Origin of the sequence: Bradyrhizobium sp. CCGUVB14 (genome assembly GCF_024199935.1) — a bacterium.
GTDB lineage: Bacteria > Pseudomonadota > Alphaproteobacteria > Rhizobiales > Xanthobacteraceae > Bradyrhizobium.
The window spans coordinates 8,844,119-8,862,663 of sequence record NZ_JANADS010000001.1 but is presented as its reverse complement, the minus strand read 5'-3'; the positions used below and the strand labels follow the sequence as shown (position 1 = coordinate 8,862,663).

At 64.8% G+C, this 18,545-nt stretch carries 18 protein-coding genes; 3 read left to right on the top strand and 15 right to left on the bottom strand.

All coding sequences use genetic code 11. The features are described 5' to 3' along the window. The first annotated feature begins 187 nt into the window (after positions 1 to 187). Positions 188 to 505: a ribbon-helix-helix domain-containing protein gene (locus NLM32_RS41485; RefSeq protein ID WP_254134417.1), complete on the top strand. Its 318-nt coding sequence runs from the start codon at positions 188 to 190 to the stop codon at positions 503 to 505. Between the two features lie 220 nt (positions 506 to 725). Here the strand turns inward: NLM32_RS41485 and NLM32_RS41480 are convergent, their stop codons facing one another. The 4 genes from NLM32_RS41480 to NLM32_RS41465 are packed head-to-tail and all read right to left on the bottom strand — an operon-like array spanning position 726 to position 3,701. Continuing rightward, positions 726 to 2,294 carry a GMC family oxidoreductase gene (locus NLM32_RS41480; protein ID WP_254134416.1) on the bottom strand — a complete coding sequence of 523 codons (1,569 nt, stop codon included), beginning with the start codon at positions 2,292 to 2,294 and terminating at the stop codon, positions 726 to 728. Between the two features lie 29 nt (positions 2,295 to 2,323). Then, a complete protein-coding gene (locus NLM32_RS41475) occupies positions 2,324 to 2,872 on the bottom strand; it encodes a gluconate 2-dehydrogenase subunit 3 family protein (RefSeq protein ID WP_254134415.1) in 549 nt (182 codons plus the stop codon). Positions 2,873 to 2,918: 46 nt separating this feature from the next. Next, a complete protein-coding gene (locus NLM32_RS41470; protein ID WP_254134414.1) occupies positions 2,919 to 3,314 on the bottom strand; it encodes a VOC family protein in 396 nt (131 codons plus the stop codon). After that, positions 3,315 to 3,701, bottom strand: a complete 387-nt coding sequence (locus NLM32_RS41465) for a cytochrome c family protein (RefSeq protein ID WP_254134413.1) — start codon at positions 3,699 to 3,701, stop codon at positions 3,315 to 3,317. It lies immediately after the preceding gene. A 329-nt stretch (positions 3,702 to 4,030) separates the two neighbouring features. On the opposite strand from NLM32_RS41465, the gene NLM32_RS41460 reads away from it, so the two are divergent. Beyond that, positions 4,031 to 4,339 carry a hypothetical protein gene (locus NLM32_RS41460; protein WP_254134412.1) on the top strand — a complete coding sequence of 103 codons (309 nt, stop codon included), beginning with the start codon at positions 4,031 to 4,033 and terminating at the stop codon, positions 4,337 to 4,339. 94 nt (positions 4,340 to 4,433) lie between these two features. On the opposite strand, the gene arfB is transcribed toward NLM32_RS41460, so the two are convergent. From arfB to NLM32_RS41425, 7 genes are all read right to left on the bottom strand, one after another. Further along, positions 4,434 to 4,850, bottom strand: coding sequence for an alternative ribosome rescue aminoacyl-tRNA hydrolase ArfB (arfB, locus tag NLM32_RS41455; RefSeq protein WP_254134411.1), 417 nt, complete (start codon positions 4,848 to 4,850; stop codon positions 4,434 to 4,436). Positions 4,851 to 4,966: 116 nt separating this feature from the next. After that, positions 4,967 to 6,439 carry a pitrilysin family protein gene (locus NLM32_RS41450; protein WP_254134410.1) on the bottom strand — a complete coding sequence of 491 codons (1,473 nt, stop codon included), beginning with the start codon at positions 6,437 to 6,439 and terminating at the stop codon, positions 4,967 to 4,969. After that, positions 6,355 to 7,749, bottom strand: coding sequence for a pitrilysin family protein (locus tag NLM32_RS41445; RefSeq protein ID WP_254134409.1), 1,395 nt, complete (start codon positions 7,747 to 7,749; stop codon positions 6,355 to 6,357). The genes NLM32_RS41450 and NLM32_RS41445 overlap by 85 nt, the downstream gene beginning before the upstream one ends. A gap of 190 nt (positions 7,750 to 7,939) precedes the next feature. Continuing rightward, on the bottom strand, positions 7,940 to 8,671 hold the full coding sequence (locus NLM32_RS41440; protein WP_254134408.1) for a hypothetical protein: 732 nt from the start codon (positions 8,669 to 8,671) through the stop codon (positions 7,940 to 7,942). A 110-nt stretch (positions 8,672 to 8,781) separates the two neighbouring features. Next, entirely contained in the window at positions 8,782 to 9,276 is a 495-nt protein-coding gene (gene lspA, locus NLM32_RS41435) for a signal peptidase II (RefSeq protein WP_254135543.1), read from the bottom strand. 11 nt (positions 9,277 to 9,287) lie between these two features. Continuing rightward, positions 9,288 to 12,296, bottom strand: a complete 3,009-nt coding sequence (gene ileS, locus NLM32_RS41430; RefSeq protein ID WP_254134407.1) for an isoleucine--tRNA ligase — start codon at positions 12,294 to 12,296, stop codon at positions 9,288 to 9,290. 231 nt (positions 12,297 to 12,527) lie between these two features. Then, positions 12,528 to 13,499 (bottom strand): bifunctional riboflavin kinase/FAD synthetase, encoded by a 972-nt coding sequence (locus NLM32_RS41425; protein WP_254134406.1) that lies wholly within the window; start codon positions 13,497 to 13,499, stop codon positions 12,528 to 12,530. Between the two features lie 229 nt (positions 13,500 to 13,728). Between NLM32_RS41425 and NLM32_RS41420 the strand changes: the two genes are divergently transcribed. After that, the gene (locus tag NLM32_RS41420) at positions 13,729 to 14,124 is read left to right on the top strand and encodes a response regulator (RefSeq protein WP_007596883.1); all 396 of its coding nucleotides are present in this window, start codon (positions 13,729 to 13,731) and stop codon (positions 14,122 to 14,124) included. A 173-nt stretch (positions 14,125 to 14,297) separates the two neighbouring features. Here NLM32_RS41420 and NLM32_RS41415 read toward each other — a convergent pair whose 3' ends face one another. From NLM32_RS41415 to NLM32_RS41400, 4 genes are all read right to left on the bottom strand, one after another. Further along, positions 14,298 to 15,152: a TIGR01459 family HAD-type hydrolase gene (locus NLM32_RS41415; protein WP_254134405.1), complete on the bottom strand. Its 855-nt coding sequence runs from the start codon at positions 15,150 to 15,152 to the stop codon at positions 14,298 to 14,300. A gap of 15 nt (positions 15,153 to 15,167) precedes the next feature. Then, positions 15,168 to 16,649 (bottom strand): EAL domain-containing protein, encoded by a 1,482-nt coding sequence (locus NLM32_RS41410; protein WP_254134404.1) that lies wholly within the window; start codon positions 16,647 to 16,649, stop codon positions 15,168 to 15,170. Positions 16,650 to 16,800: 151 nt separating this feature from the next. After that, the gene (locus NLM32_RS41405; protein ID WP_254134403.1) at positions 16,801 to 17,931 is read right to left on the bottom strand and encodes a YihY/virulence factor BrkB family protein; all 1,131 of its coding nucleotides are present in this window, start codon (positions 17,929 to 17,931) and stop codon (positions 16,801 to 16,803) included. A 1-nt stretch (position 17,932) separates the two neighbouring features. Then, positions 17,933 to 18,520 carry a phage holin family protein gene (locus NLM32_RS41400; RefSeq protein WP_254134402.1) on the bottom strand — a complete coding sequence of 196 codons (588 nt, stop codon included), beginning with the start codon at positions 18,518 to 18,520 and terminating at the stop codon, positions 17,933 to 17,935. Positions 18,521 to 18,545: the final 25 nt, after the last annotated feature.

Below are 18,545 nucleotides of genomic sequence, written 5' to 3'. Positions count from 1 at the left end.
AAGCATGTGTTGGGCAACAGGCGTGTGGGGGCCTGGGGAAGAGGGATGCCTATCACATTGAAGACATTGGGCGTTCGAGAAAATCCCGCAACCGGCGCGGACCGCTCTCCGGCTACGGTCCCTGATTGTGGGGGGCCGGGCAGCGGTGTAGCATCGTGAAAAAACGGCAACAGGACGGGAGGACGCCATGTGCCATCTCTTCGCGCACCAGCCCCAACGCGACTATGAATCCCAAACGCGGTCCTTGCGGATCGGCGGGCACTGCACGTCGATCCGGCTGGAGATGGCGTTCTGGGACACGCTGGAGGAGATCGCGGCCAAGGAGAGCATGAGCGTCGGCAAGTTCCTGACGACGCTCTACAACGAGGTGCTCGACCACCATGGCGAGGTCAACAATTTCGCCTCGCTACTGCGCTGCTCGTGTTTGATCTATCGCTCGAAGAGCGTGGCGCAGGTGCAGGATTTCAAGGCCACCGTGGCGCCGATCCTCGACGCGGCTGAATAGCGCTAAGCGCGAGCCCGCATCCACATTCTCGATGTCGTCCCGGCGAACGCCGGGACCCATACCGCGGAATCCATCGAGTGTGGGTGATCGGCGTACCGAACGACTAATCTTCGTCACACTTCTCCCTGTGGTTATGGGTCCCGGCGTTCGCCGGGACGACACCTTGAGTGTGGATACGCAATCTCTCCTCGATGCCGTCCTGCGCGATGACGGCGCCAGATCAGATCTCCTTCTTCTGCATCGCCCCTGCAATGTAGTCCGCCTGCCGGATCGCGAGCGCGACGATGGTCAGCGTCGGGTTGCAGGCCGCGCCGCTGGTGAACTGGCTGCCGTCAGAGACGAACAGGTTCTTCACGTCGTGGCTCTGTCCGAACTTGTTGACCACGCCGTCGCGCGGCTTCTCGCTCATCCGGTTGGAGCCGAGATTGTGCGTGCTCGGATAGGGGGGTGTCGGATAGGTCACGGTGGCGCCGACGGCGTCATAGACCGCCGCGCCCTGCTTGTAGGCGTGCGCCCGCATCGCGAGGTCATTGGGATGATCGTCGTAATGCACGCTCGCGACGGGCTGGCCGAACTTGTCCTTCACGGTTGGATCGAGCGTGATGCGGTTGGTCTCCTGCGGCATGTCCTCGCCGACCAGCCACATGCCGGCCATCCGCGGATAGCCATCGATCGCAGCGGTGAACGGCCGGCCCCATGCGCCGGGATTGAGGAACGCCGCCATGAAGGGCAGTCCGAGCGACAGCGTCTCCATCTCGTAGCCGCCGACGAAGCCGCGCTTCGGATTATTGGCCGCTTCGTCGCGGATGATGCCGGCCATGGTGGTGCCGCGATACATGTGCACCGACTTCTCGAACACGGCGTAGACGCTGCCGGTCATGTGACGCATGTAGTTGCGGCCGACCTGACCGCTCGAGTTGCCGAGGCCGTCGGGGAACATGCTCGATGCGCTGTTGAGCAGCAGCCGCGGGCTCTCGATCGAATTGCCTGCGACTGCGACGATCCGCGCCTTCTGGCGTTGCATCGCCCCGCTCTCGTCGGCATAGACCACGCCGGTGACCTTGCCGCTCGCATCGTGCTCGATCTTGACCACCATGCTACCGGGGCGGACCTCCAGATTGCCGGTCGCCTCGCCCTTGGGGATCTCGGTGTAGAGCGTCGACCATTTCGCGCCGGATTTGCAGCCCTGGAAGCAGAAGCCGATCTGCTGGCAGGAGCCGCGTCCGTCGCGCGGCTGGCTGTTGATCGCCATGTTGCCGGTGTGCACGGTCTTGTAGCCGAGCTTTTTCGCGCCGGCCTCGAGCACCCGGAAATTGTTGTTGCCGGGGAGTCCGGGAATGCCGTTGGTGCGGGTCACACCCATCTTGTTCTCGGCCTTGGCGTACCACGGCTCCATCTCCGCGAGCGTGACCGGCCAGTCCAAAACGTTCGCACCGGGAATGTTGCCGTAGGTGCTCTTGATCTTGAACTCGTGCTCGTCGAAGCGCAGCGAGGCGCCGGCCCAGTGGATGGTGGAGCCGCCGACCGCCTTGACGATCCAGGCGGGCAGGCCCGAGAAATCCTTGGCGACGCGCCAGTTGCCTGACGTGGTGCGGGCATCGGTCCAGGCGAGCTGGGAGAAGCTGTCCCACTCGTCATTGATGAAGTCCTGGTTCTCGATGCGCGGACCGGCCTCGAGGATGACGACCTTGACGCCCTTCTGCGCGAGCTCGTTGCCCAGCGTGCCGCCGCCGGCGCCGGAGCCGACGATCACCACAACGCTGTTATCGTTCAGATCGAATTTTGCCATATGCGTTCTCCTGAACCGTTGGGTGCGACCTAGGCCTTCGGCAGCCAGTCGATGTCGGCGAAGCCGCGGTTGATGTAACCGCCGTGCTCGGCGGAGGAGCCCTCGTAGCCGAACCGCGGCCAGACCTCTTTCTGGTTGTAGAGGGAGACGACGAGATCGCCGCGAACCTTCTGGAAGAAGTCGCTTCCCTCGATCTCCTTCAGCAGCACCACGCGATCGGCTTCCCAGGGCACCTCGGCATAAGGCGCCTTGTGGCGATCCTTCGCGTTCTGGTCGAGCCGCGCGATGCCGTCGCTGATGAGCGACTTGACGGCGGGGTCCTTGGCAGCCTTGTCGTCCCACGGCTTGATCGCGGTGATGTAGTAGCTGTCGCCGAGAACGTCGTGCGGATAGATGTCGCGCGCGACCTTCAGCAGGGTCTTCATCGTCGCGGGCGAAAGTGTGCCGGCCTCATCGGCCCAGGCGTCCTCGATGTTGACGGCGACACTGGTCGCCACAGCCACGACCGGGACGGCGGTCGCTGCGCCCTTGAGAAAGACGCGACGGCTATGCTTGCTTCGACGATCGACTTCTCTCATGGGTTCCTCCGTAGGTCTTTTATGATTGGGATTTCCGTGATCGTGATCAGCCGAAACGTCCGCCCCGCTGGATCACTTCGATCTTGTAACCATCGGGGTCGCTGACGAAGAAGAAGCGCGCCAGCGTCTTGCCGTCGTGCTTGAAGTCGCGCAGCGGCCCCGGTGCGAGCTGCTCGCGGGCGAAGCGGGCATGCTCGGCATCGAGATCCTCGACCACCACGGCGAGATGGCCGTAGCCGTCGCCGAGCTGGTACGGTTCCTTGCGATCAAAGTTGACCGTCAGCTCGACCTCGAAAGGTGAGGAGGGATGACGCAGATAGATCAGTGCAAAGTCCGGAAACTTCAGATGATCTACGACTTCGAGGTGGAAAGCGCGCCGGTAGAAGTCGAGCGATAGTGCCTCATCGCGTACGCGGATCATGGAATGGACAGGCTTGGCCATTCAGTTCAGCTCCTTGAGATAGGCGATGATGGCGGTGCGCGTTTCCGGCTTGCCCTGGCGGTAGGCCATGATCGTGCCGGGAATGACGGCCTGCGGATTGGTCAGCCACGCATCAAGCTTGGCGTCGTCCCAGGTGAAATCAGCTTTCGCGAGACCGTCGGAGTAGCGAAAACCTTCAATCTTGCCGGCCGTTCGTCCCACGACCTTCACCAGCGGCGGACCCTGCCGTATCGGTTCCGACAGATTGGTGGTGTGGCACACCGCGCATTGCTGCTTGAACAGTGTCGCACCATCCAGCGGCTTCGCGGCCGGCAACGGCATCTGCGCATCGGCAATACGTGTCGCCAGCACCATCGCGGTGCACAATCCGAGAACGACTGCGCGCATCGCCAAGACCCGTCTATCCACGACAAAAATCAGCGTGCGCAAACTCTAGGCGGCACAAAACATGCCGTGGTAGTAGCGGGCTGTTTCATCGCGCAAGCGATTCAAATTGCAAAATCGCGATCAGTCATTCTACGCGAATGTTCCGCGCTGCCGCATATGAGGAGCGCAATTTCGCGAAAGCGCCTCCAAATCCCTAAACGATGACCACACCATGCGGGTTGGATCGCGGGCACGCCGTTCGTGCAATCGACGCGATCGGGCGGTTTGGTTTCCGCGAACGGCGTGGGGAATGGCCAAGCTGCTCATCGCGGAAAATCCAGGAGACATGGATGAAGTTGGTGAAGACCTCAGTGATCGCTTGTGCTCTTTCCGCCCTGCTTGCGGGCCCTGTCCTTGCGCAGGGAGTGTCATCCGACACCAAGTTGCGTGGCGGCGCGCAAGGCAAGACAATCCAAGGCGGCGTCGCGGGCAATAGCGAAGAAGAGCTGGAAGCGCAGTCGGGCGGTGCGGGCCAGACCGGCATGAAGCCGGCTAAGAGCACGAAGGGCACGGTCGGCACCACGGGCAGTGCCACGCATAAGAGCGCCACCGACGGGTCCGCTCCGGGCGGGGCGACGACCAGCGGCAAACGCTACTGACGCACGAGATTTGAGCGAGCGAACCTCCGGTCGCATGGCGGCCGGAGGTTTTGCCATGCCCGGCAGTTCAATCTTCGTGGCCGGTGAAGGACACTCAATCGTCGAAGCGCCCGCCGCGTCCGGCCTTGACGTCGCTGCGGCGCTTCTTGCCGTCGAGCCGTCGCTGTTTGGAGGCAAAGGTCGGCCGCGTTGCGCGGCGCGGCGTCGGCCGGATCATCGCTTCGCTCAGGATCTCGACGAGGCGGTCGATGGCGTCCTGCCGGTTGCGCTCCTGGGTGCGGAAGCGCTGGGCGTGGATCACGATCACGCCGTCCTTGGTCATGCGCTGGCCGGCGATGCGGGCGAGCCGGATCGCCGCATCCTCAGGGATGGTCAGCTTGCGCGTGTCGAAGCGCAACTGGGCCGAGGTCGAGACCTTGTTGACGTTCTGCCCGCCCGGGCCGGAGGCGCGGACAAAGCCGATCTCGATGTCGTCCTCGTCGATAACGAGATCGCGGGATATCCGCAGCATGATGGCACCATTGGCGATATCACGACATATCGCGGAACAACCTTGTTCGGCAATGGTGCATCTGGAAACGCAAATGGCCGGGCGAGCCCGGCCATTTCAGGAAACGTCGGGAGACGTCAGTTCGACTTGGTCGCCGGCGCCGCGGCCGGTTGCGCCGCAGCCTGCGGGGCGCGGCCGACGATGACGGTCAGCAGTCCCTGGCCCCACAGCCGCTTGGCCGCGGCCTTGGCGTCGTCCAGCGTGACCGCGTCGACGATGGCGTTGCGCTTCTCGATATAGTCGATCGGCAACTTGTCCTGCTGGTATTGGAGCAGCGCCTGCGCGAGCTTGGAGGAGGTGTCGAGCGCCAGCATCTGCGAGCCCTTGAGGTAGGACTTGGCCTCGTCGAGCTCCTTCTGCGTCGGACCCTCGTCGGCGATGCGGCGCACTTCCTTCTCGATGGCATCCATGGTGTCACCGGAGCGGTCGGCACGGGTGCCGGTGTTGCCGATGAAGATCGCCGAATGCTCCATCCAGAGCAGCGATTCGAACACGGAATAGGCCAGCCCGCGCTTTTCGCGCACTTCGCGGTAGAGCCGCGAGGACAGGCCCCCGCCGCCGAGGATATGGTTGACGACATAGGCCGCCATGAAGTTCGGATCGCCGCGCTTCACGCCGGGGCCGCCGAAGGTGATCACGGTCTGCGGCACGTCGAGTGGCACAAAGGCGCGCTGCGGCGGCTTGGCGGCCTCGACGTCCGGCACCGGCACGAGATTGGCCTTGGCCGGCAGTGCGCCAAACGTGTGATCGAGCAGCTTGCCGAGGGTTGCCGGGTCGACGTCGCCGACGACGGCGACCTTCAGGGTGTCCTTGGCGAGGTTGCGCGCGACGTAATCCTTCATGTCGGCGATCGTGATGGTCGGCACGCTCTCCAGCGTGCCGTTGGTCTGCCGTCCATAGGGATGATCGCCGAACGTCATCTCCAGGAACTTGCGGCTCGCGAGCGAGGTCGGGTTGGTGGTGTCGCGTCGCAGGCCCGAGATGACCTGCGAGCGGATACGCTCGACATCGGCCGCGTCGAAATGCGGCGAGGTCAGCGCGGACCGCAACAGATCGAAGGCCTCGTCCTTGTTGTCGCGCAACATGCGCAGGCTGCCGCGGAAGGTGTCGCGGGTGGCACTGAAGGAGAGTTCGATGGCGCGGCGGTCGAGCCGCTCATGGAACGTCTTGGAATCGAGATCGCCGGAGCCCTCATCGAGGAGGTCGCCGACCAGATTGGCGACGCCGGGCTTGTCCTTGGGATCCTGCGCCGAGCCGCCGGCAAAGGAATATTCCATGGCAATCAGCGGCACGGTCGCGTCCTGGACGAACCAGGCCTCGATGCCGCCCGGCGAGACCAGGCGCTGGATCTTTGCTGCCGCCTGCGACGGCGAGATCGTGGCGAGCGCGAGTGCCGCGCCCGTGGCGACGGAGAGCGCGAAGTGTCTTGCGCGCAGGACGTGTCTTGCACGGAGGAAGGAATGGGTCACGAACGCTTCTCCTCGCGCTTGGCAGCGGTGCTGGTGTCCTTGATCAGATAGCCGGTCACCGAGCGCTTCTTCTCGAGCCATTTTTGCGCGGCTTCACGGACCTGCTCGGCGGTGACGGCGCGGATGCGGTCCGGCCAGCTCCGGATGTCCTCGATCGACAGGCCGGTGGTCAGTGCGCCGCCATACCAGCGCGCCAGCACCGCCTGATTGTCCTGGGCGTAGATCGCTTCCGCGATCAGCTGGGTCTTTACGCGTTCCAGATCTTCGGCGCGGACTGTGTTTTGCGCAATGTCGGCGATGACGCCGTCGATCACTTGTTCGACCTCCGCAAAACTGACGCCCGGTTTCGGCGAGGCCGAGACCGCGAACTGGGTCGGGTCGAGCGAGATGCTGGAATAGCTGGCACTGGCGGAGACCGCGAGCGGCTTGTCGACCACGAGGGCGCGATAGAGATAGGAGTTGCTGCCGCTGCCCATCAACTGCGCCAGCACGTCGAGTGCGGCGCTCTCGCCGGCCGCGGCCGTCGTCGCCGACGGCACCAGATAATAGCGGCGCAGGCTCGGCTGTTCGACGCGCGGGTCGGACAGCGTGACGGTGCGCGGTGCCGCCGGCTCCGGCTCCTGCGGGCGAATGCGCTGCGCGGGGATCGCAGGCTGGGCCGGGATCGGGCCGAAATTGCGTTCGACCAGCGGGCGCACGTCGGCGGCCTCGACGTCGCCGGCGATCACCAGGATCGCGTTGTTCGGCGCGTAGAAGCGGCGGTAGAAGGCGAGGGCGTCCTCGCGATTGAGCTTCTCGATCTCCTGGTGCCAGCCGATCACCGGCCGGCCATAGGGATGGTTGAGATAGAGCGCAGCCATGATCTGTTCGTTGAGGCGCGCGTCCGGGCTGTTGGCGACGCGCATGTTGTACTCTTCGAGCACGACGTCGCGCTCGGGCAGCACATTCTCGTCCTTGAGGATCAGGCCGGTCATGCGATCGGCCTCGAACTCCATCATGGTCGGGAGCTGCTCTTTCGGCACGCGCTGGTAGTAGTTGGTGTAGTCGACCGAAGTCGATGCATTCTCGTTGCCGCCGACGCGGAGCACGGTCTGCGAGAACTCGCCGACCGGATGCTTCTCCGTGCCCTTGAACATCAGGTGCTCGAGGAAGTGGGCGAGGCCGGACTTGCCTGGCGTCTCGTCGGCCGAGCCGACCTTGTACCAGATCATCTCCGTGACCACGGGCGTGCGGTGATCAGGGATCACCACGACCTGGAGGCCGTTGCTGAGCGTGAAGCTGGCGGGCGGCGCAGACGTGACCGTCGTCTGGGCGAGTGCGCTGCCGACGACGAGGGCAGATGTCGAAAGCAGCGCGGCGAAGAGGCAAACAACCGATCGGTGTGAGGACATCACGATCCTTGTAAAGGCCCGGACCCTGTCCGGGCGTGAAAGCACGGCATGCTACACCGCGCGGCTTTGAGCTTCGGGTCACGAAGCAGAGAACGCGGTCAAGTTGTACTTAAAAATAGGTCATCTGCCGCGTCCGGCCTACGCCGGACGGCCGCGGCGGGGCCGCGTCTGCGTGCGATGGACAAGGAGCCTATTGCTCCTTTTCCTTACCCGACCTGACGTCGAAATAGGTCCGCTTCGACTTATCCTCGCCGGTACCATAGGCATAGCTCGACGAAGGCGTCTGATATCCCGGCGGCGGCTCGGTCAGAGACTGGCGCGGCGGCTCGGACGTGAATTGCTTGCTCTCGTCCTTGTTGTTCGAAAACATCTTGAACAGGCCGCCGGTGTAACCGAGTTCGGCCGGGCTCATCGTCGGGTGGTTGGTGTTGGAGCCCGGCTGGGCCGGATCATTGACCGTCTTGTCGGGGCCGGCCGTCTTGTGGGCGTCCAGCTCGGCCGGCGACAGCGGCCGCGCATTTTTCAAATACTCCGCCTGCTTGTTGCCCGCCTTCTTCCGCTCAGCGATGGCCGCCTTGCGGCGCTTCTCGTCGGGATCCTTCGGCCAGTTCGGCGCGTTCGCGGCGTCGGCGCTGGCAGGCGGCGGCAGGTCGAGATTCGGCGGCACCACCAGCGGCGACCGCTCGCGGTACTCGATGCCCTTCTTCTCCATGCTCTTGGCGCCGATGCCGGACATCAGATTGTCGATGAGCTTCTCTTCGAAGGTCATGTCGTCGTCATCGTCGCCATCATCACCGGCGCGGACCGGGCCTGCCGACATGACGAGACCGATGCCGAGGGCTACGGCTGACAATTTCAGCGCCAGCCAAAGTCCCCGCCGGGCGTCTCGGCCGATCGAACCGCTGGTCTGGAAGCTGCGCATGCCTATACCTGTTCCATATTGTGGCAGATTTGATCGTGCCAGCCTTGCCGCGTCGCGCGCGACCACCCCTCGCCATGCAAGGTTCCACCTCCGGCCCGTATCGGCCGGGATCAGGGCGCTTTTGCGGCGGGTACCCCCAGGAAGGAATCATACAATAGGGCCGCCACCCCAGCAACGATGGCCACGTCTGCCAGGTTAAAGACGTACCAATTATAGGTAATTCCGCCGATTTCGATGTGGAACAGGGCAAAATCGACCACCGCGCCATAGGCCAGGCGGTCGATGCCATTGCCGATGGCACCGCCGATGATCAGCCCCAGGGCCACCGTGGCGAGCCGGGTCTGCGACCGCGCCATCCAGATCGCGAGCGCGATCACCGCGACGACCTTCACCGCCATCAGCGCGAGCTGCGCGGCCTGACCGTCATTCTGGAGCCAGCCGAAGCTGATGCCGATGTTCCAGGCCAGCACCAGGTCGAAGAACGGCATCACCTTCACCACGCCGCGGCGGGCAAGGTCGAACCCGTTCAGCAGCCAGAGCTTTGAGGCCTGATCGGCCACGAGCGTGACCACGGCCGCGAGGATGCCGGCGCGGAGCGGGGTCATGGCAGGGCCGATCAGACGCTCACGCCCAACGCCTTCCATTCGCGCAGCGCCTTGGCATCGCGCGGGGTGACGTCGGGATACTCAGGGTCTTCACCCACGGTCGGCGAGATCTTCCAGGAGCGGGCGCATTTGGTGCCGACGGCCTTCTCCACCACGACCGCGACGCCGGACACGGCGTCGAGACGGAATGCAGAGGCCGGCGCCTCGCCCTCACGCACCTCGTAGTTCGAGGTGATGCAGATCTCGGCGAGATCGGTGTCGAACAACGTCGCCAGCATGTCGCGGTCGGCGACATAGATCACCGGCGAGGCCTCGAGCGAGGAGCCGATGTTCTTGGCGGCACGTTCGAGCTCCAGCGCGCCGGTGACGACGCGGCGGACGTTGCGGATGCTCTCCCACTTCGCGGCGAGCTTGTCGTCGCGAAGCTTTTCGAGACCTTCCGGGAACAGCGTCAGATGCACCGATGCTTCGGCGTCCGGCCTGTACATCCGCCAGCCTTCCTCGGCGGTGAAGCTCAGGACCGGCGCCAGCCATTTCAGGATCGAGTTGCACAGCAGGTCGATCGTGGTCAGCGCCGCCTTGCGCGTCAGCGAGGACGGCGGATCGCAATAGAGCGTGTCCTTGCGGATGTCGAAATAGAACGCCGAGAGCTCGCTGTTCAGGAAGGCGGACAGCGTTGCGACCACGTTCTTGAAGTCGAACGTCTCAAAGGCCTTGCGGACCAATTCGGCGCGGAGCGCAAGCTCGTGCAGCATCAGCCGCTCGAGCTCGGGCATCTCGGCGGGCGCGATCGCGTCGGCCGGCTTGTAGTGATGCAGCGTGCCGAGCATCCAGCGCACGGTGTTGCGCAGCTTGCGATAGGTCTCGACCGTATTCTTCAGGATCTCGGGGCCGATGCGCTGATCGTCGGTATAGTCGCAGGACGCGACCCAGAGTCTCAGGATGTCGGCGCCGGACTCCTTGATGACGGACTGCGGTTCGATGGTGTTGCCGAGCGACTTCGACATCTTGCGGCCGTCCTCGGCCTGGGTGAAGCCGTGGGTCAGCACGATGTCATAGGGCGCGCGACCGCGGGTGCCGCAGCTTTCCAGCAGCGAAGAGTGGAACCAGCCGCGATGCTGGTCCGAGCCTTCGAGGTACATCACGGTGTCGGTGCCGCCGTCGACCTTGCGCTTGATGCCGGCGAGGCCGGGGAATTGCACGGGGTCTTCGAGCACGAAGGCGTGCGTCGAACCGGAATCGAACCAGACGTCGAGAATGTCGTCGACCTTCTGCCAGTTCTCACCGGCATGCGGACCGAGGAAGCGTTCGCGCGCGCCCGTCGCGTACCAGGCATCCGCGCCTTCCTTTTCGAAGGCGTCGCCGATACGGGTGTTGACAGCCTCGTCCTGGAGGATCTCGGCGGAGCCGTCGCCCTTCTCGCGGACGAACACGGCGATCGGCACGCCCCAGGCGCGCTGGCGCGAGATCACCCAGTCGGGGCGGGCCTCGATCATGCCGTTGATGCGGTTCTCGCCTGACGGCGGAACCCATTGCGTCACCGAGATCGCGTGCAGCGCGCGGGCGCGCAGCGTGTCGCCGCTCTTCGCCTTGCCGTTGGCCGCGATGTCCTTGTCCATCGCGATGAACCATTGCGGCGTGTTGCGGAAGATCACCGGCTTCTTCGAGCGCCAGGAATGCGGATATTGGTGCTTGAGCCGGCCGCGCGCGAGCAGCATGCCCTTGTCGACGAGCGCCTTGATCACGGCCTCGTTGGCGTCACCCTTCTCGCCCTTGTCGTTGATGACGCGCTTGCCCGCAAAACCCGGCGCGTGGTCGGTATAGGCGCCGTTCTCGTCGACGGTGTAGGGGATCGCGCTGTTGATGCCGCGGGCATCGAGCTCGCGGGTATTCACCGTCCAGACGTCGAAGTCTTCGCGGCCATGGCTGGGCGCGGTGTGGACGAAGCCGGTGCCGGTGTCGTCGGTGACATGGTCGCCGGACAGCAGCGGCACGATGAAGTCATAGCCGCCGGCGAGGCCCTTCAGCGGATGGGCGCATTCGATCGCGTCCATGGTGTCGCCGGGGATGTCGCGCACCTTCTCGAAGGCAGTGACACGTGCTTGCTTGAAAACCTCTGCGGCGAGCGCATCGGCGAGGATCAGCAGATCGCCGGTCTTGGCCCAATTATCCGCCGGAGCGTCCGTCACCTTGTAGAGGCCATAGGCGATCTTCGGCGAGAACGAGATCGCGCGGTTGCCGGGCAAGGTCCAGGGTGTGGTGGTCCAGATCACGACGCTGGCCGAGGCCAGCGCGCCATGCGCCGGCGAGGTGACCGGGAATTTCACCCAGACCATGTCGGAGGTGTAGTCCTCGTACTCGACCTCGGCTTCGGCGAGCGCGGTTTTCTCGACCACGCTCCACATCACCGGCTTGGAGCCGCGATACAGCGTGCCGTTGGCGGCGAACTTCATCAGCTCGCGCGCGATCTGGGCTTCGGCCGGATAGTTCATGGTGGCGTAGGGATGAGCCCAGTCGCCGATCACGCCGAGACGCTTGAACTCCTCGCGCTGCACGTTGAGCCAGTGCGTGGCATAGGCGCGGCACTCCTTGCGGAAGTCGATCATCGCGGTTGAGTCGCGGAAGTCGGGCTTCTGCTTGCCCTTCTTGCGATAGTGCTCTTCCTCGACCTTCCACTCGATCGGCAGACCGTGGCAGTCCCAGCCGGGCACGTAGTTGGAATCGAAGCCCAGCATCTGCTGGCTCTTGGTGACGAGATCCTTGAGGATCTTGTTCAGCGCCGTGCCGATGTGGATGTTGCCGTTGGCATAGGGCGGTCCGTCGTGCAGCACGAACTTGTCGCGGCCCTTCGCGTTCTCGCGCAGCTTTTCGTAGAGGCCGATCTCGTACCAGCGCTTGAGGATTTCCGGCTCGCGCTGCGGCAGGCCGGCGCGCATCGGGAATTCGGTCTGCGGCAGGAACAGGGTCTTCGAATAGTCTTTGGCTTCAGACTTTTGGGACTTCTGCGGCTTTTCGGACATGAGGCTGACTGGCTCGGAATGGCGCGGGAACGGATGGCGATGCGGAATCGCGGGGTGAAACGACAAAATCCCGGTCTTGCGCCGAGCCGAAGGCTCAGGCGGAAGCCGGGCCGCTAATCCCTATGATGCGCCGCGCAAACATGGGCTCTCCATAGCAGGGGGCCAAGGGAAGCGCAAAAGGGGAAGCGCAAAAGGGAAGCGCAAAGGTCCTGCCGGCCGGCTCGGGCCCCCTCAATCGACGGTCCCGAGCTGCGGAAAAGCGTCCGGGGCGGCGGCCAGGATGGCGCGGGCGCGGGCGGAATCGTCGTCCATCTGGCGGATCAGGGCTTCAATATCGTTGAATTTCAGCTCCTCGCGGATGAAGCCGACAAAGGCGCAGTCCAGCGCCTGCCCGTAAAGGTCGCCCTTGAAGTCGAACAGGAAGATTTCGAGCAGCGGCGCGCCATCATCAAAGGTCGGCCGGCGGCCGAAGCTCGCCACCCCGTTCAGACGCTCGGGCCCGCGGCCGACCCGCACGGCATAGATGCCATGCTTCAGGCCGCAATTGGCGTCGAGCCGGATGTTGGCGGTGGGATAGCCGAGGTCGCGGCCGCGCTTCTCGCCATGAATGACCTCGCCGGTGATGAACCAGGGCGCGCCCAGCATGGTGGTGGCCTCGTCGATGAGCCCCTCGGCGAGGGCGATCCGGATCGCACTGGAGGAGACCGGCCGCTCGTCGATATCGACATGCGGCTGTACATCGACCTCGATGCCCAGCCGGGGGGCCTCGTTGACCAAAAGGCCGGGCGAGCCGACGCGTCCCTTGCCGAAATGGAAGTCGTAGCCGACCGCAATCCCGCTGACGCCGAGGCGGTCGATCAGGTCATGGTGAATGAAGTCCTGCGCACTGGTCCCGGCGCGGGCCTTGTCGAAGGTCATGACCACGGCACCGGCAAGCCCGGTCCCGGCCAGAAGTCGCAGCTTGGCGCGTTCGTCCGTCAGGCGAAATTGCGGGGTGTTGGGACTGAAAAACCGGCGCGGATGCGGTTCGAAGGTCAGCGCCAGCGCAGGGCGGCCATGCAGTCGGCCCATTTCCAGGGCGGCTGCAATGACGGCCCGGTGTCCGAGATGGACCCCGTCGAAATTGCCCATGGCGACCACCGCCCCCTTCAGGATGGCAGAATCCGGCGTGGTATCGCGGATAACGGTAAATTGCGGGGCCATCAGGGGAATTCTCGAGCCGGCGGGACCGGCCGGGACCGTGGCGTGACCCGGCCGATGAAGTCAAGCGGGAGGGGTGGCCGCGCTGAACACGATTCAATCTTTCGAAGGCCGCCCCGATTAACGCGCTGTTTAAAGCCTTGGTGCTAGTCCTTGAAACGTGGAACTGCGGGGCGCCGTCCCGTCAGGTCCGATCGTAAATATTTCCTGGGTATGCGTTGGGGGAGTCGAGATGGCGGTTGATTTGTCGATGTCGGTTCTGGTGGTGGATGACTACAGCACCATGATCCGTATCATCCGGAATCTGCTGAAGCAGCTTGGCTTCGAGAATATCGATGATGCCAGCGACGGTTCGGCGGCGCTGAACAAGATGCGCGGCAAGAAGTATGGGCTCGTGATCTCCGACTGGAACATGGAGCCGATGACGGGTTACGACCTGCTGCGCGAAGTGCGGGCAGATCCCAACCTCGCCACCACGCCCTTCATCATGATCACGGCGGAATCGAAGACCGAGAACGTGATCGCGGCCAAGAAGGCCGGCGTGAACAACTACATCGTCAAGCCGTTCAATGCGGCGACGCTGAAGACCAAGATCGAGGCGGTCTTCCCGGACATGGCGAGCGCGTAAGCGCGCTTCGAGGCCGGACAAACAATCTTCCAATAGGATCGTCATGCCCGGGCTTGTCCCGGGCATCCACGTTGTTGGGGTCTGCGAGAGAAGGCGTGAATGGCCGGGTCAAGCCCGGCCACGTCGGCACTCGGCAATTCGTTTAAGCCGGCCCCACGTCAGGCCGCTTTGCATCACCACTTCAATTCGCGCATCAGCGCTTTCGGCGGGTGACCGAACAATTCCGTCACTGACTTGGGATCGAGCTGGTCGAGGCCCTCGAACTCCTCGGCATGGATGCCGCGGGTGACGAACAGGCAGTCGATGCCGAATTCACGCGCGCCGGTCAGGTCGGTGCGGACGGAATCGCCGATCGCGAGCACCTTTTTCCGGTCGATCGGGTGGCCCTGGCGTTCGCCGGCCAGCCGCATCGCGCGCTCGTAGATCGGCCGGTGCGGTTTGCCGTAGAAGATCACCTCGCCGCCAAGCTCGCGATACAGCTCGGCAATCGCGCCGGCGCAATAGATCAGCCGGTCGCCGCGCTCGACCACGATGTCGGGGTTGGCGCAGACCAGCGTCAGCTTGCGCTCGCGCGCCTTCAGCATCATGCCGCGATAATCTTCCGCGGTCTCGGTCTCGTCGTCGTAGAGGCCGGTGCAAACGATGTAGTCGGCCTCTTCCAGCGGCGCGGTCTTCGCATCGAGGCCGCGATAGATCGAGTTGTCGCGCTCGGGGCCGAGCCAGAACATTTTTCGGCCGGGGTGCTCGGCGACATAGAGTCGCGTCAGATCGCCGGAGGAGACGATCGCGTCATAGGTCTCGTCGGCGACGCCGAGCTTGCGCAATTGCCGCTGCACGGAGTCGGCCGGGCGCGGCGCGTTGGTGATCAGGATCACCGTACCGCCACGGCTGCGATAGGTGTGCAGCGCCTCGCAGGCCTCGGGGAAGGATTCCAGCCCGTTATGGACGACGCCCCAGATGTCGCTGAGCACGACGTCGACCCCGCCCACGAGTTCGCGCAGGCTTTGGGCGAAATGCAGCGTGGTCATGATGCGTGAGGCCGATCAGATGCGGCGCGCCAGCGCCGCGTTGCCGGTGATACGCTGTGACGGGGTGGCAGGCGCCGCGGCTGATGTTGCGCTTGGGCTGGGTGTACCGGAACCATTGGATCCCTGAATGTCCTGCGTCGGGTTCGACGCGGCTCCGCCGGTAGCAGATGCCCCCTCGGGCCGCAATGGCCGGGGCGGCGCGAACAGAAAGCCCTGGCCGAAGCGCACGTCATAGTCGAGCAAGTCGACCACTGCGCGCTCGCCCTCGATCCGTTCCGCGATCAAATCGATGCCGAAGCGGCCGAGCAGGTCGGACAGATCGGAGGGATGAATGTCCGAGGTCGAGGCCTGCTTCGGGTCGAGCAGCAGCGAGGCCGGGACCTTGATGAAGCGCACGCCGCGATCGGCGAGCTCGCGCGGCTCGATCCGCAAGTCGGTGACATGGTCGATCGAGAAGCGGAAGCCGCGCTGTGCGAGGGCCGCGAGATTCTCGGTCTCTGCTGGACCGAGGCCGCGGAAGGTCGACTGCTTGAACTCCAGCACCAGCGATGGCGCGAGCGCCCGGTTGGCCTCGAGGAAGTCGAGGCATTGCGCGAAGGTGGTGGAATTGCCGAGGGTCGAGGCCGCGACGTTACAGAACACGCCGACATCCTTGTTGCGCACCATCAGCCGGCGCAGCACCTGGACACAGCGCAGCAACACCATGTTGTCGATGCGTCCGATCAGCCCGGAGGCCTCGGCGATGCTGATGAACTCTTCTGCGGCAATCAGCTGGTCGCGCTCGTCGCGCACCCGGGTCACGGCCTCGTAGAAGCGGACCTTGCGCTGCGGCAGCGTCACCATCGGCTGGAGGAAGATGTCGATGCGGTTCTCGTCGATGGCATTGCGCAACGTCGCCAGCATCTGGGTCTGGTTGCGGCCGTTGGCCGTCGAAACGGCACTGGCGGTCTGGGTCTGGACGGCCGGCGGGGTCGGCCGCGGCGGCGGCGCGGGAAGCGGGGGAGGAGCGGCCGGCCGCTCCTCGAAGGAGGCAATCAGATCGACCGGCGCTTCCGGCTCCAGTCTGGCGACCGCAGCGGGGGCCGGCGCGTGACCGGCCAGCAGGTCCTCATGGGTCGACACGGTGGCGGCGAGCTGCCTGACCAGCCCGCCGAGCTCGTTGATTTCGCCGACCACCGACTGCACACGATCGGAATTGGTCGAATTGGACGAGGCGATGCGGCCCTCCATCGCGGCGAGCCGGCGGCCGAACTCGGCGACCTGACGGGCGAGGTCGGCGGTGCCGCGCGACAGGTCGGCGATCTGGCCGCCGACGTCGCTGCGGTCGCGCAACCGCATCGACACCGCGTTGTAGAGGATCAGGAAGGTCAGCGCGGTCAGCGCCACGATCGCGGATTCGGTTCCGCTGATGCCGGCGACCGCGTAGAGCACGAGCCCGAGCGAGGCCGCGACCAGAACCATGCAGATGGCGATGAAAATCGTCGAAATGCGAATCATGTCGCGCGTTACGCCTCAAGAGCTGGCTGCCTCACCCGGGAAAACACGGGCTGCAAATCGCACCCGTCACGCCTCATGCTCCCCAAGCATGCGCGACCCTAACATCATTGTTGATTCGGGGGGATAGCGACCGCGGGCGGCGAGCGCCGAGTCAAGACGGTGCGGCGGCGCCGACCGTGTCGGCCGAAACGGCGTCGCGGCTGCCGAGCGGCTTGGGCCGACCGGTGGTCGTATCCCGCAAGGTCTGCCGTTCGACCTCCGAGTTGAGCTCCGCGCCGAACATGATGACGATCGCCGACATCCACATCCACGTCATCAGACCGATCGCCGCCCCAAGCGAGCCGTAGGTCGCGTTGTAATTGGCAAACGCCGAGAGATACCAGGACAGCAGCGCCGAGCCGGCGATCCAGAGCAGGGCGGCCGTCACCGCGCCGATGCTCAGCCATTGCCAGCGCGGCGCATCGCGGCTGGGCGCGAAGCGGTAGAGGATGGCGAGCGCCGCCAGCAGGATGACGAGCAGCAGCGGCCAGCGCGCCAGCGCGACGATCAGCTTGCTCTCGGGCGCAATGCCGAGGTGATCGAGCGCAAGCGGGAACGCGACCACGGCGGCCACCATCAGCAGGAGCGCGACAATTCCGCCGACCGTGAAGGACAGGGAAATCAGGTTCAGCTTGATGACGCCGCGCTTCTCGCGCTCCTCGTAGGCGACGTTGAGGGCGTCGAAGATGGATTTGACGCCGGCATTGGCACTCCAGATTGCGAGCACCAGGCCGAACGCGAAGGTCGCGCCCAGCGCCGTGTTGCCTTTCGAGACCACGCGCGCGACCTGATCCTCGACGATCTGGAACGTGCCCTGGGGCAGCATCATCGCGAGTGTCTGCAGATTGTCGCTGATGGTCGAGGGATCGGCGAACAGTCCGTAGGACGAGACGAGCGCGGTCACCGCGGGAAAAATCGCGAGCAGACCGAAGAAGACGACGCCCCCTGCGGTCGCCAGCAGGCGATCGTCGTCGATGCGTTGATAGGTGCGCCAGAGGATGTCCTTCCAGCCGGACCAGGGAATCGCAAACGGGCTTGTCGAGCCGCGGCCGTGGCCGGGCTGCATGGTTGCGTTTGCGGGGCTCGTTTCCGGCGAATTCGCTTCGTTGTTGCGATGATCCTGTGGCGGTCTCGGCCGGACGAGCCCCGATTCCTGAAAATAGCGTTCTGCGGTGAGGACGAAAACTGCCGTGGCGGCGACCAGCAGCCAGGAGTCGAGCTGCTCGCTGTGCCGCGCACGCATGTCAGGCGTCCAGTCTGTGACCGTGGCGCCGCCTGCGCGCGGCCGTAAAGCCCAGCAATCCGATCGCGGCAAGCATCAGGCCAAACTGTACGGGGCGGTTGGTTCGCGCCGGGAAAGTCTTGCCGTCCCGGCCGCGTTCGCCCGGCGCCAGCGGGACCAACGGAATCGTCGTCGCGACCTCCTTGACCGCCTGCTTGACCGTCCCGCGCGGGATCCGCGGCGTGGCAATCGCCACGCGCATGCGGCTGGCGAGCGGCACGATCGGTCGTGTGCGGCGGTTCATCTGGGCCATGGCAACCCCGGCGCAGGCTGCGGCCAGCACCAGGAGCACGGCCGCAACGGCACCAAAGCCCCAGAACTGTCCGTAGGTGATGGCGATCCAGCGGTAGAGCGCGATCAGGCCGACAAAGAAGGCCGCAATCAGGAACAGCCCGGCCACCGCGAACAGTCCCGCAGCGACCGCGTAGGACGTCACGCGCCCGGTGGTCTGGCTGGTGCGGTCACGCAGATAGGACTGCGCCGCGCGCTTGAGATGGTTGAGTTTCAGCGCCATGCCGGCGCGCAGCAATTCGCCCGATGGCGCGAGCATGCGGACATCCTCCGAGAGCGAGACA

Bases quoted from the DNA above. Each gene is read 5' to 3' on its own strand.
- NLM32_RS41460 (WP_254134412.1), top strand. From the start codon at position 4,031: ATGAAGTTGGTGAAGACCTCAGTGATCGCTTGTGCTCTTTCCGCCCTG.
- NLM32_RS41480 (WP_254134416.1), bottom strand. From the start codon at position 2,294: ATGGCAAAATTCGATCTGAACGATAACAGCGTTGTGGTGATCGTCGGC.
- NLM32_RS41445 (WP_254134409.1), bottom strand. From the start codon at position 7,749: ATGTCCTCACACCGATCGGTTGTTTGCCTCTTCGCCGCGCTGCTTTCG.
- NLM32_RS41470 (WP_254134414.1), bottom strand. From the start codon at position 3,314: ATGGCCAAGCCTGTCCATTCCATGATCCGCGTACGCGATGAGGCACTA.
- NLM32_RS41440 (WP_254134408.1), bottom strand. From the start codon at position 8,671: ATGCGCAGCTTCCAGACCAGCGGTTCGATCGGCCGAGACGCCCGGCGG.
- NLM32_RS41415 (WP_254134405.1), bottom strand. From the start codon at position 15,152: ATGACCACGCTGCATTTCGCCCAAAGCCTGCGCGAACTCGTGGGCGGG.
- NLM32_RS41420 (WP_007596883.1), top strand. From the start codon at position 13,729: ATGGCGGTTGATTTGTCGATGTCGGTTCTGGTGGTGGATGACTACAGC.
- NLM32_RS41465 (WP_254134413.1), bottom strand. From the start codon at position 3,701: ATGCGCGCAGTCGTTCTCGGATTGTGCACCGCGATGGTGCTGGCGACA.
- NLM32_RS41425 (WP_254134406.1), bottom strand. From the start codon at position 13,499: ATGGCCCCGCAATTTACCGTTATCCGCGATACCACGCCGGATTCTGCC.
- NLM32_RS41450 (WP_254134410.1), bottom strand. From the start codon at position 6,439: ATGGCTCGAGAAGAAGCGCTCGGTGACCGGCTATCTGATCAAGGACAC.
- NLM32_RS41405 (WP_254134403.1), bottom strand. From the start codon at position 17,931: ATGCGTGCGCGGCACAGCGAGCAGCTCGACTCCTGGCTGCTGGTCGCC.
- NLM32_RS41485 (WP_254134417.1), top strand. From the start codon at position 188: ATGTGCCATCTCTTCGCGCACCAGCCCCAACGCGACTATGAATCCCAA.
- arfB (WP_254134411.1), bottom strand. From the start codon at position 4,850: ATGCTGCGGATATCCCGCGATCTCGTTATCGACGAGGACGACATCGAG.
- ileS (WP_254134407.1), bottom strand. From the start codon at position 12,296: ATGTCCGAAAAGCCGCAGAAGTCCCAAAAGTCTGAAGCCAAAGACTAT.
- NLM32_RS41400 (WP_254134402.1), bottom strand. From the start codon at position 18,520: ATGCTCGCGCCATCGGGCGAATTGCTGCGCGCCGGCATGGCGCTGAAA.
- NLM32_RS41410 (WP_254134404.1), bottom strand. From the start codon at position 16,649: ATGATTCGCATTTCGACGATTTTCATCGCCATCTGCATGGTTCTGGTC.
- lspA (WP_254135543.1), bottom strand. From the start codon at position 9,276: ATGACCCCGCTCCGCGCCGGCATCCTCGCGGCCGTGGTCACGCTCGTG.
- NLM32_RS41475 (WP_254134415.1), bottom strand. From the start codon at position 2,872: ATGAGAGAAGTCGATCGTCGAAGCAAGCATAGCCGTCGCGTCTTTCTC.